11 protein-coding genes are annotated in these 11,500 nt (G+C 51.5%); 7 read left to right on the top strand and 4 right to left on the bottom strand.

Annotation, left to right across the window (positions count from 1 at the left end; translation table 11 throughout):
- The first annotated feature begins 38 nt into the window (after positions 1–38).
- The 4 genes from recQ (at position 39) to AC3WTP_RS05605 (ending at position 5,107) form a co-directional block, all read left to right on the top strand.
- The gene (gene recQ, locus AC3WTP_RS05620) at positions 39–1,877 is read left to right on the top strand and encodes a DNA helicase RecQ (protein ID WP_492393669.1); all 1,839 of its coding nucleotides are present in this window, start codon (positions 39–41) and stop codon (positions 1,875–1,877) included.
- A 370-nt stretch (positions 1,878–2,247) separates the two neighbouring features.
- A complete protein-coding gene (locus AC3WTP_RS05615; protein WP_492393600.1) occupies positions 2,248–2,673 on the top strand; it encodes an SRPBCC family protein in 426 nt (141 codons plus the stop codon).
- Position 2,674: 1 nt separating this feature from the next.
- Positions 2,675–3,076, top strand: coding sequence for an ArsR/SmtB family transcription factor (locus tag AC3WTP_RS05610; RefSeq protein ID WP_492393599.1), 402 nt, complete (start codon positions 2,675–2,677; stop codon positions 3,074–3,076).
- A gap of 213 nt (positions 3,077–3,289) precedes the next feature.
- A complete protein-coding gene (locus AC3WTP_RS05605) occupies positions 3,290–5,107 on the top strand; it encodes a B12-binding domain-containing radical SAM protein (protein WP_492393598.1) in 1,818 nt (605 codons plus the stop codon).
- 425 nt (positions 5,108–5,532) lie between these two features.
- Here the strand turns inward: AC3WTP_RS05605 and AC3WTP_RS05600 are convergent, their stop codons facing one another.
- Complete coding sequence (locus AC3WTP_RS05600) at positions 5,533–6,210, bottom strand: TIGR00266 family protein (RefSeq protein ID WP_492393597.1); 678 nt, start codon at positions 6,208–6,210, stop codon at positions 5,533–5,535.
- Between the two features lie 180 nt (positions 6,211–6,390).
- Here AC3WTP_RS05600 and AC3WTP_RS05595 point away from each other — a divergent pair, with 180 nt between their 5' ends.
- Positions 6,391–7,104 carry a M50 family metallopeptidase gene (locus tag AC3WTP_RS05595; protein ID WP_492393596.1) on the top strand — a complete coding sequence of 238 codons (714 nt, stop codon included), beginning with the start codon at positions 6,391–6,393 and terminating at the stop codon, positions 7,102–7,104.
- Between the two features lie 337 nt (positions 7,105–7,441).
- On the opposite strand, the gene AC3WTP_RS05590 is transcribed toward AC3WTP_RS05595, so the two are convergent.
- From AC3WTP_RS05590 to mnmL, 3 genes are all read right to left on the bottom strand, one after another.
- Positions 7,442–8,410 (bottom strand): type I phosphomannose isomerase catalytic subunit, encoded by a 969-nt coding sequence (locus tag AC3WTP_RS05590; protein WP_492393595.1) that lies wholly within the window; start codon positions 8,408–8,410, stop codon positions 7,442–7,444.
- A gap of 103 nt (positions 8,411–8,513) precedes the next feature.
- Entirely contained in the window at positions 8,514–9,101 is a 588-nt protein-coding gene (gene mnmM / locus AC3WTP_RS05585) for a tRNA 5-(aminomethyl)-2-thiouridylate-methyltransferase MnmM (protein WP_492393594.1), read from the bottom strand.
- Between the two features lies 1 nt (position 9,102).
- The gene (mnmL, locus tag AC3WTP_RS05580) at positions 9,103–10,044 is read right to left on the bottom strand and encodes a tRNA modification radical SAM protein MnmL/YtqA (RefSeq protein WP_492393668.1); all 942 of its coding nucleotides are present in this window, start codon (positions 10,042–10,044) and stop codon (positions 9,103–9,105) included.
- Positions 10,045–10,367: 323 nt separating this feature from the next.
- On the opposite strand from mnmL, the gene AC3WTP_RS05575 reads away from it, so the two are divergent.
- Together AC3WTP_RS05575 and trmB are read left to right on the top strand one after the other, a co-directional pair.
- Positions 10,368–10,547, top strand: coding sequence for a hypothetical protein (locus AC3WTP_RS05575; protein ID WP_492393593.1), 180 nt, complete (start codon positions 10,368–10,370; stop codon positions 10,545–10,547).
- Positions 10,548–10,753: 206 nt separating this feature from the next.
- Positions 10,754–11,476, top strand: coding sequence for a tRNA (guanosine(46)-N7)-methyltransferase TrmB (gene trmB, locus AC3WTP_RS05570; protein WP_492393592.1), 723 nt, complete (start codon positions 10,754–10,756; stop codon positions 11,474–11,476).
- Positions 11,477–11,500: the final 24 nt, after the last annotated feature.

Raw genomic sequence — 11,500 nt, 5'->3', positions numbered from 1 at the left:
ATGGAGTCACGGGAGTGGCAGAAGGGAAAGATGATGGAATGGCTTTAACGATGTCAGCAGCGCGTGAGACGCTGAAACGAATATACGGATATGATGACTTTCGCGAAGGACAGACGCGAATCATTGATCATTTATTAGCGCGGAGAGATACGGTCGGCATTATGCCAACCGGCGGGGGCAAGTCGATATGCTATCAGGTGCCAGCCCTGCTGCAGCATGGGCTCACGCTCGTGATCTCGCCGCTCATCTCGCTGATGAAGGACCAAGTGGATGCGCTGCACAGCTTGGGCGTTGAAGCGGGCTACATCAACAGCACGCAGGATGCCCAGGAGGTGGGGCGCATTCTGCGCCTTGCCGAGCAAGGGCAGCTGAAGTTGTTGTATGTAGCCCCAGAGCGGCTAGAGAGCGATTGGTTCCGCGAGCGCGCGCAATCGCTGCGCATCGCGTTCGTCGCAGTGGACGAGGCGCACTGCGTGTCGCAGTGGGGGCATGACTTCCGCCCAAGCTATCGCGCGATTGCGCCGTTCGTCCGAGGCTTGGCGGCGCAGGAGTATGGCGAGCGCCCGCTGGTGGCCGCCTTCACGGCGACGGCTACGCCGGAAGTGACGGAGGACATGATCCGGCTGCTCGAGCTGCAGCAGCCGGAGCTTGTCATTACCGGCTTCAAGCGGGAGAATCTCGCATTTACCGTGCTTCGCGGGGAGAACCGCCGCGAATTTACGCTGAACTATGTGCGAGACCGCCTAAATGAAGCCGGTGTTATCTACGCCTCAACGCGACGCGAGGTCGAGGATCTGCATGAGATGCTCGTCAAGGCTGGCATCCAGGCCGGGCGTTACCATGCCGGCTTGTCGGACGATGAACGCGCAAGCATGCAGGAAGCGTTCCTGTATGATAATATTCGCGTCATCGTCGCGACGAACGCCTTCGGCATGGGGATCGACAAGTCCAACGTGCGCTATGTGCTGCATTACAATATGCCGAAGCATATGGAGGCCTATGTACAAGAAGCGGGACGCGCGGGTCGTGATGGTGAAACGAGTGAATGTGTGCTGCTGTTCCATGCGCAGGACATTCAGACGCAGAAGTTCTTCATCGAGCAGAGTGAAGCGCTGCCGGAACGCAAGGCGCACGAATATAAGAAGCTGCAATCGATGATCGATTATTGCTATACGCCAGAGTGCCTGCAGTTGTATATGCTGCGTTACTTCGGCGAGCATGGCGGCGAGCCGTGCGGCAGCTGCGGCAACTGCAAGGACGAACGGGAATCGATCGACATTACGATAGAGGCTCAGAAGATATTTTCTTGCATCTATCGCATGAGAGAACGCTTTGGTGTATCGATGGTAGCGTCAGTATTGAAAGGGTCGCGGAACAAGAAGGTGATCCAATACGGGTTTGACAGCTTGTCTACACATGGTGAGATGCGCCATCTAACAGAGAAAGCGATCGCGGATCTGATCTACGTGCTGATCGCTGATGGATATCTTGCGCTTAGTGAAGGGCAGTATCCGCTCGTTCGCCTGCTGCCTCCAGCTGCTGAAGTCCTTAAGGGACAGCAGCAAGTATTCCAGAAGGTAGCTCACTCGCTTAAACCGCAAACGGCTGCCGCGATCGACGAGACGATATTCGAGCAGCTGCGTCTGTTGCGCCGCGATATCGCGCTGCGCGAGAACGTTCCTCCATACATCGTATTCAACGACAGCACGCTGCGCGAGATGGCGGCGCTCCGACCGACGACGGAAGCCGAGTTCTTGCGGGTTAAAGGTGTCGGCGAAGCGAAGATCCGCAAGTTCGGACTGCCGTTCCTCAAGCTGTTCCGTGAGATGGCGGATACAGTCGATGAGATGGATGAACGGATTGAATGGCAGGAGTAGACTGTTGATGTCGAAAAATTCATGAATGGAATTTGCAGAAATATATTGAAAAATGTCGAAAATAGATTTATACTTATGAAAAATCACTCATAACCGACAAGAAGCTGGGCGCTGATATTTGAAATCAACGTCTGGCTTTTTTTTATTGTCCATTTACTACGGCTTAGAAGTTCAGTACCTTCTCGCCGATTGCTGTTCGATGGGTATACTATTTGTGTTTGTTCGTACATGTCACGGAGACGATCTTCTCTTGTCAACTCTTGAAGAGGTGGAATTTGCCTTGGACTTCCATTTGACGTGAAACCAAATGGTTTCATATAATATCTAAAGAAGCAACAGATATCTAACATACTTGGAGGTATATACGATAATGGAACAACACAATGATAATACGCTGCCGCCCATTCGCAAGACGGTGACATTGAACGCTCCGATCGCGAAGGTGTGGGAAGCAGTTTCAACATCCGAGGGGATCGCGGCTTGGTTTATGCCTAACAATTTTTCACCTATTGAAGGTTATGAGTTTGAACTGAATGCTGGACCGTTCGGCATGTCTCCATGCAAAGTAACGGAATTGAAGCCGCCTCATCGCTTATCCTTTAACTGGGGAAAGGATTGGACACTTACATTTGAGCTGGTCGAACAGAACGGCACTACGGAGTTCACAGTGATTCACGATGGTTGGAGCGCGGATCAGGTAACGGAGTTCGGGCAACCGCATACCGTTATTCGCGGCAATATGGCTCAGGGCTGGGAAGGTATTGTGCACAAGCTGGGCGAATACGTGGGGGCGTAATATGACTGCTGTATCACCGAAACATGATGTGTTTCAAGCGATCGCAGATCCGACCCGACGTGACCTGCTGCAGCTGCTGAGCGGTCATGAGGAGATGGCGGTTACTGTCATTAGCGGGCATTTTCCGATGAGTCGAACGGCGGTATCCAAGCACTTGCATATATTGGCTGATGCGGGGCTCGTTAAAGAACGCAGAGTCGGCCGTGAAACGCGGTATCGGCTTGAGCCGGAGCCGCTGCTGCAATTGAAGCAATGGCTTGCGTATTACGAGCGTTTCTGGGATAACAAGCTGGCTATGCTGAAGCATCTCGTTGAACAGGATCCAGCAGATCAGCATAACGCTGGAACTAATCTGCACGCAGTGGAGCCTGAGTCTAGGCCTAAGCCTAAGTCTCAGTCGTAACCGCAATTGCGGTGATATCATTTTATTTTTGAAATGGCGATCTCTCAGATCGTCATTTTTTTATAACATCATGCGCTTAATGGATATTGAGAGAGTAATAACGTGACAAAGTTAATTGACAATGTGAACTCATTATCGTTGGAGTTGTCGAAAATAGCTGGGCAAATGGTTATAATGGGTAATGGCTATATTGCTGTTCGGAAAGGAGAATTTATGAAAGTTGTACTTACTACCCTAAATGCAAAATATATCCACACCTCACTCGCCATACGGTGCTTAAAGGCGTTTTGTGAGCCGGAGTACGATGTGGAGCTAACGGAATATACCATCAAGGATCCCGTAATGAATATCGTATCGGATCTGTATCAGCATCAAGCGGATGTGATTGGCTTCTCTTGTTACATTTGGAACATTGAAGAAACGATTAAGGTCGTAAGCATGCTGCGCAAAGTGCAGCCTGAGTTGAAGATCATCTTAGGCGGTCCAGAGGTATCCTATGATACAGCAGAGTGGATGGAGCGGCTCGTCGACGTTGATTTTATCGTGATGGGAGAAGGGGAGGAAACGCTGCTTCACCTGTTGAGAGAGATTGATGGCGACCAGAAGTACCACTACGTGTTTGGGACAGCATATCGTAAGCCCTCGGGAGAAGTTGTCATTAACCCAGGACGTCCTAAGCTTGATCTGAATGCGATTCCGACGCCTTACCGCTTTGAATCCGATATTCCGGAGCTGGGCAAGCGGGTGGTGTACTTTGAGACAAGCAGAGGCTGTCCGTTCAGCTGTCAATTTTGTTTATCCAGCATCGAGGTGGGTGTGCGCTATTTCGATATCGAGCGGACGAAGGCAGACATTTTGTATTTGATTGAAAATGGAGCCAAGCTCATTAAGTTCGTCGATCGCACGTTCAACATTAAACGAGATTATGCGCTGGAAATATTCCAGTTCCTGATTGACAACCACCAAGGGTGTGTCTTTCAGTTTGAGATCACGGCTGACATCATGCGGCCGGAGGTGCTGCAATTCTTAACGGACAATGCGCCGCCAGGCGTATTCCGCTTTGAGATCGGGGTTCAGTCTACTAATGACCCGACAAATGAAGCAGTTAAGCGCCGTCAGAACTTTACCAAGCTGTCTCGTACTGTAAACATGGTAAAGGAGGGCGGCAAGATCGATCAGCATCTCGACTTGATTGCGGGGTTGCCGCATGAGGATTATGATACGTTCCGCATGACGTTCAACGACGTATTCGCGCTGCGTCCCGAAGAGCTGCAGCTCGGCTTCCTTAAGCTGCTGCGCGGCACAGGCTTAAGACTAGACGCCGATAAGTACGGCTATGTATACATGGACCAAGCACCATATGAAATGCTGTATAACGACATGATGCCGTTCCAAGACGTTATCCGCTTAAAGCGGCTGGAGGATGTGCTCGAGAAATACTGGAACTCCCATCGGCTGGATTGGACGATGGAGCATCTGATGGAGCGGGAGTTTGCTTCGCCGTTTGACTTCTTCCAAGCCTTCGGCGACTATTGGGAAGCCAATGGATGGCAGAAGATCGGCCATCAGCTAGAGGATCTATTTGTGCGTCTGGAAGGATTCTTGTCAGCGCATGGCGTGAAACGTCCGGAAGCAGCATTGGGCTTGATGAAGCTTGATTACTTCCGCAACCACAAGTACAAGCCGCGCAAGGTCTGGTGGGAACCCGGGTTGTCGAAGGAAGAGTCTTCAGCGGTTCTGCGTGCCGCTACCGAGCATCCTGAGCGTATCTCAGCAGCGTTCGCAGAGCTAGGCTTAAACGAGAAGGAGCTGCATAAGCATGCGGTAGTTGAGCGTTTGTCGTTCAATCCGCAGCGTTGGATCGTGTCAGAGGGCGGCTCCCATGCTCACATGGAGCAGGCTGGCGCTGATCGTGATCAAGCTTCAAGTGAAGAAGCGACGATTGTCATCGTGCTGTTCCAGCAGACCGACGACGAGAAGCCGTTGCTGTTCTTCGTACCAGAGAGCGTGCTGCTGCACGCGCAAGCATAATGAGAGGGATGTCCCGCGAGCGTAAGTTATGATAACTGACGGAGGGGCATCCCTTTTTCGCGTGTTGGTGAGTTGTTTAGCAGACCTGGATAGAGAGTATCTCCTCGAGTTTTTGACCATTATCCCTTTTGTTCAGGAGGATAGGGATGAGCAGTTGAGATTGTGGCTGGCAGATGTCTGGAAGTATAGAATGCGACGGGGGTTCAGGTGCTTAATAAGCCATAGTATATCGACGGATTATAGGAAACTGCCTGCTCTTACAAGCGATTGAAGGATATGTGCTTTGGGAACGTGTAAGAGCAGCAGTTTCATTCATTTTGGCGTAATCTAGATTCATGATCACGTCTAATCGAGGGAACGTCAGCGATCGTAAGTTGTCTTTGCAGATGGGTTAACGGTGTAGTGAAGGTGCATGATGTGACGTGTTATGACTTCGGAACGAACTGGCTCAACCATACTCCGATACTGCGCGGGTTGCGCGTTTGAATCATGATTGTGCCAGGGCCGCGGAATCGGCATACCGCCACCTCGCCGCTTGTGAACGTAGATACCCACCCTTTAGACGCTCGTTCAATCTGATAGGACATGTTGCTGGGCCAAGCTACGAGGTGGCCATTGTCAACGATAAGCTCTTCACCTGCTCGAACGTGCTTCGTCTCGATCGCGCCGAACGAAGAGAGGAATACGGTGCCTCTGCCGCTGATTTCGATGATGAAGAAGCCTTCACCTGACAAGAAGCCTTTCGCTAAATTTTGCATTTTAGTGGATACTTCTATACCTCTCGTCGCTGCCAGAAAGCCATCTTTCTGCACATATAGTGAGTAAGAACCGTCAAGCTCTACTGCTTCGATATCACCAAGGGAAGTGGGGGCAAGAGTGACTTCGCCATCCCCGCTCTGAACGGTTAACTCTTGGAAGAAAAACTTTTCGCCGCCGAGTATTCGTCCGATGCCCTTAAGCAGACCGCCCTCGACGGTGCCTTTAAGGTCAATATTGGGTGTCATGGATACCATTGCTCCAGATTCGGCTTTAATGCTCTCGCCTGAGCTCATCTTAACTTGAAGCAGGGGGAATGTGCCATCGTGCAAAATTTCATATTGCATGTGATCGACTCCTTGTCATATACTGCCCGTGATGAATGTCGAGCAGATTTCTTGATGGTGGATAAATATGGGTGTCGGTTCTAATTGAAATATACGTATAAATAGGCGATTGGTATTCATTTTCTGGAAGAATAGCAGGCTGAATTTAAATTACTTGTTGCGAAGAATGGGGGACGTGTCTTGAACAAATGGTTGAAGACGTTGATCTTTATTGTTGTTGCTGCGATATTGACGAGGTGGATACCTTATTCATCATTTTTTCGCAATGTAGATACGATGATTCATGAATTTGGTCATGCGCTGATGACGCTTGTGTTATCTGGCAAGGTGATGTACATTCACTTGTTTGCGGATTACAGCGGGGTGACGTATTCGACGGTGACGGACTCATGGAAGTTCATTCCGATCGCACTTGCCGGTTATACGACTTCTGCTATGTTCGCGGCTCTTATGTTTGCGCTCTACCGACGGAATCAGCTGAAGATCGGACTGATTGCTGTAACTCTGGTGACGCTTGTGAGTGTTGTATTCTTTGTGCGTAATGAATTCGGTGTGCTCTGGTGCATTGGCTTTATCATTATCAACGTGATTGTCTACCTGGTGCCGTGGGAATGGCTGAGACAGGGGTACTATTTGCTGATTGCCTTTATCTTGATGGTCGAGTCAGTTGTTAGCTCACTTACCATACTGGCGGCTTCGGTCACGCAGCCGCTGCAAGCAGGCGACGCAGCGAACCTGTACAACGCCACCGGGGTGCACTCCGTCGTATGGGCGCTGCTCTTCGTCGCCATCGCGTTAGTCTGCGCGCGCATGTCGATGAGGTCGTTTCTGGGTAGGGGCGGCAAGATGGGCAACGCCGCGAGGTCCGGCGGGAAGCGTAGACGAAGCATGTAATCGGCCGAGGTTAAGTTGGGCTCAGCCGAGCGCATGGTGGTCCGAGCGCGTAAGAGGGTTTTACCCTGTTAGGGAGTGTCGAGGAGTGTGTTGATCGAGCTATAACGGGGTAAAACCAAGTTATCTTGTTGAAGCGGCCATGAGCGATTGGGAATGGAGCATGTAAGAGGGTTTTACCCCGTTAGGGAGTGTCGAGGAGCGTGTGGTGCGAGCTGTAACGGGGTAAAACCAAGTTATCTTGTTGAAGCAGCCGTGAGCGGTTGGTGATCAGTAATCAGCGTATAAACAAGAGCTTGTCCGTCTATAGGGCAAGCTCTTGTTGTGATTGCGACAATTGTTACGGTGCTACAGAACGCAGCACGGTGCAGTTGCCGTCAAGTGTATATGCTCCCAGGTTAGCAGGGATCAGCAAGCATTCGCCTGCGTTAAGGTCGATGGAGCCGTCAGCCCACTTGAGTGAGCCTGTTCCTTCGCAAATAACGAGAATAACGAAGCTTTCTGGAGTGGTTGCAAGCTCCCAAGGTGCGCGAACGATCCCTTTTTCTACGATGAAGTAAGGGGACTCCGCAAGCTGCAGCCATTCGTTAGGCTTAGCGTGATCTGTCGTCATACGAGTTGCGCCTGCGCCTTCATAGGCAGTGACATTCAATGAATCCTCGACATGCAGCTCGCGAGGCTTGCCATCCAAGCCAGGACGGTTGTAATCGTACAGGCGGTAAGTTGTATCGGAGTTCTGTTGAATCTCTGCTACTACTACGCCAGCGCACAATGCATGCACTGTGCCTGCTGGAATGTACAAGGAATCGCCTGCTTGTACAGGAACCTCTTGCAGTACTTCCATGATGCGTCCTTCTTCGATCGCTTGAGCCATAGCTGCGCGATCTACGCCTTCTTTCAGACCGTAGATCAGCTTAGCGCTCGGCTTCGCATCAAGCACGTACCACATTTCCGTCTTGCCGAGCTCGCCTGCAGGCAAACCGGCATAGTCGTCAGTCGGATGCACTTGTACGGACAAGTCATCATTGCAATCGAGCAGCTTGATAAGAAGCGGGAAACGGCCGTTTTTCTCGGAGAAGCCCTTAGTGCCGAACCACTCTTTGCCAAGTGCCTCGCGCACTTCGTCAAGTCCTTTGCCAGCGAGCTCGCCGTTAACGACTTTCGTCGTGCCGTTCGGATGGTCGCCGATCATCCAGCCTTCGCCGATATGACCTTCCGGCAGCTCAAGTCCGAACTGCTCGAGTGCGCGTCCACCCCAGACGCGTTCTTGGAATACAGGTTGAAATTTCAGAGGGTATGGTGTTGTCATGCTCTTCACTCCCATGCGTTTCTTCTAGTCTTTTCTTGCTGTATCTTATTTAAAAAGCAGCCGCAACATGTAATTGCGGCACTTGATAAATCAAGGATGAGGTCTAACGGCGCTTCTCGACGCCGATGACATATGGCGCATGCGGGCGCTGCAGCATGCGGTACACGACTGCCTGCCCGACGTGCGCAGGCAGTCCAGCGGCCCAGACTTCGACGGCCGCCGCTTCGCGATCGCCGCCCTCGTGGCCCGGGTACAGCACGACGCTCAGCACGCCGCCAGGGCGCAGCAAAGCAAGCGCCCCCTCGAGCGCCTCGAGCGTCGTGGACGGCTCCGTCATGACCGCCTTATCGGCCTCTGCCACAGGCAGATAGCCGAGGTTGAACATGACGGCAGCCGTCTGCCCGCGCCACGAAGGCGGGAGCGCCTCCCGCATCGCAGCATGGCTCGCGATGCGAAGATCCACGCGCGCGGCCGCATCCGGGCCGAGCGCGTCGCGAAGGCGCTGGCGGGTAAGCTCCGCTGCCTGCGCCTGAATGTCGAACGCGGCGACTTGGCCGCGTTCGCCCACGAGACGGGCGAGAAACAACGTGTCCACGCCCGTCCCCATCGTAGCGTCCACCGCGAGGTCGCCAGGGTGGACGCGCTCCTTCACGATCTGCTGGGCATAGCTCAGCACGGAGAGGAAGCCCATGTTACTTCCCCCTCCAGAACTTGCCCTGCCACGTATTGCGGCGCTTCAGCTCCGCATCTATCGCGTTCAGCACTTCCCACTTCTTCAAACTCCAGAGCGGACCGATCAACAGATCGCGCGGCGCATCACCCGTTACGCGGTGCACGATCATCTCCGGCGGCAGGATCTCGAGCGAATCAACGATAAGCTTCACGTATTCATCCTGCTCCAAGAAGCGAAGCAGTCCTGCATCATACTGCTTGACCATCGGGGTCTTCTTCATCAGGTGAAGAAGGTGAAGCTTGATGCCCTGCACATCCATGCGGGCAACCGCCTGCGCGGTTTCTAACATCATCTCATGGGTTTCCTGCGGAAGTCCATAGATGATGTGCGTGCAGACTCGAATATTATGCTTGCGCAGCTTCTCTACCGCCTCAATATAGCAGGCGGAGTCATGCGCCCGGTTAATCAGATCGGAAGTGGAGTCGTGGATTGTCTGCAAGCCCATCTCGATCCATAAATAAGTGCGCTTATTTAATTCCGCCAAATACTCGACGACATCATCCGGCAGGCAATCCGGGCGCGTAGCGATCGACAGTCCGACTACGCCTGGCTGCTCCAGAATCACTTCAAAATACTCGCGCAGCGTCTCCACTGGCGCATACGTATTGGTATAAGCTTGGAAGTAGCCGATGTACTTCGCATTCGGCCATTTCGCATGCTGTTTATCGCGAATCGTATTGAATTGCGTGACTAGGTCATCGCGGCGTCGACCGGCGAAGTCGCCTGATCCGCGCGCGCTGCAGAAGGTGCAGCCGCCGATCGCGATCCGACCGTCTCGATTGGGACAGGTGAATCCGGCATCGAGCATGACCTTGAATACTTTTTCGCCGAACTGCTCGCGCATTTCCACATTCCATGTGTGAAAACGCTTGTCTCCCCAGAGGAGAGGCTGTTCGGATATAGGAGCATCTGACCCGCCGATGGCAGGAACATGTTGATTATATTTCAATTGCAGCAAGCCCTTTCAGCGTAGCATGATTTAGTGTTTGAATCTTGATTGATTACTGGTAATGAGTCGGTTGAAACACCGTTCTTATTGTAGCAGAATCCGCGTCAAAAGCGAAGTTTAGCTTGAAATACCTTACATCATATGTTATATTATTCCAGCAAACAATTACTTTATTTGATGCCCGCTCATCTCTTCTAACTCGACATATCCGCAACCCCCACATTAGACACAGCCATACTTGGAACAGAAAGCACAGATGACTAGTGAGGTGATGGATGATGAAGTCCAGTTTAACGGTTCCTCGCGGCGAGGACAAGATTACGGTTGAATTAACAGTGAAGGAAGCAATGGCATTGTCCGGTCAACGCTTTAACGCGGATCCTGAAGTAAAGCCGAGCGCAGCGCGCAAGCTTATGGATGCCATTGACCGCAAGCTGGAGGCAGCAGAGCGATAATTCAAGATTGTCACCAAGTGACCATATACGCATTCATAAGGAGTGTCCAGCGCAGATATTGCGATTGGCATTCCTTTTTTTCGCGCTTTACATTTTACCGGAGATTCGGCACAATAATGGTTTGGGACATGCAATAACAGCATGCCTAGCAGGTTGTATATTTACATGATAGAGCTTTATACCATATGTACATTGGAGGCATCATTATGCGTTTACGCGGCAAGAAGGGCGCGCGCGAGCAATTGGAGCAATTGTCTATGCTTGTCGTGCTCGAGCCGGAAGCCCATAAAGGACAGTGGAAGCAGTTGTTTGGCAACGATCGCCCAATTTATGTGGAATTCGGTATGGGTAAGGGACAATTTATCAGTGAAATGAGCTTGAAATATCCAGACGTAAACTTCATCGGCATCGATATGTACGATGAATTAATTGCTCGCGCTGCTGAGAAGGCGCTCCAGTTGGGTGATCCATCAGGCGGCGGACTGCAGCATCCTGCCAATCTTCGATTGGTTCGTGCAAATATTGAATTTATAGAATCTATTTTTGCCGCAGGGGAACTGAATCGGATCTATCTGAACTTTAGTGATCCATGGCCGAAGAAGAAGCATGCGCGCCGCAGACTGACTCATCCGCGTTTCGTGGAGAAGTATGGCCGCATTATGAATGAACAAGGAGAAATTCATCTGAAGACGGATTCGGAAACGCTCTTTGAATTCTCGTTGAACAGCTTTGCTGAGCTTGGCCTGCAGATGAAAAATATTTCGCTTAACCTGCATCGAGATGAGATCAATCAAGAGCATGTCATGACGGAATATGAGCAGAAGTTTGTTGGCAAAGGGATGAATATCCATCGAGTAGAGGTGCTTGTAGGGTCTGAAGCCCTGCGGACTTACGAGGAAGAGAAGGCGAAGGTGCGTCGTAGATATTAATCTCATATGGAATACAAAAATGGT

It is taken from the genome of Paenibacillus sp. EB106-04-04-XG159 (assembly GCF_058791835.1).
The sequence above is the reverse complement of the archived record's forward strand: the minus strand, read 5'-3'. Positions and strand labels throughout refer to the sequence as shown.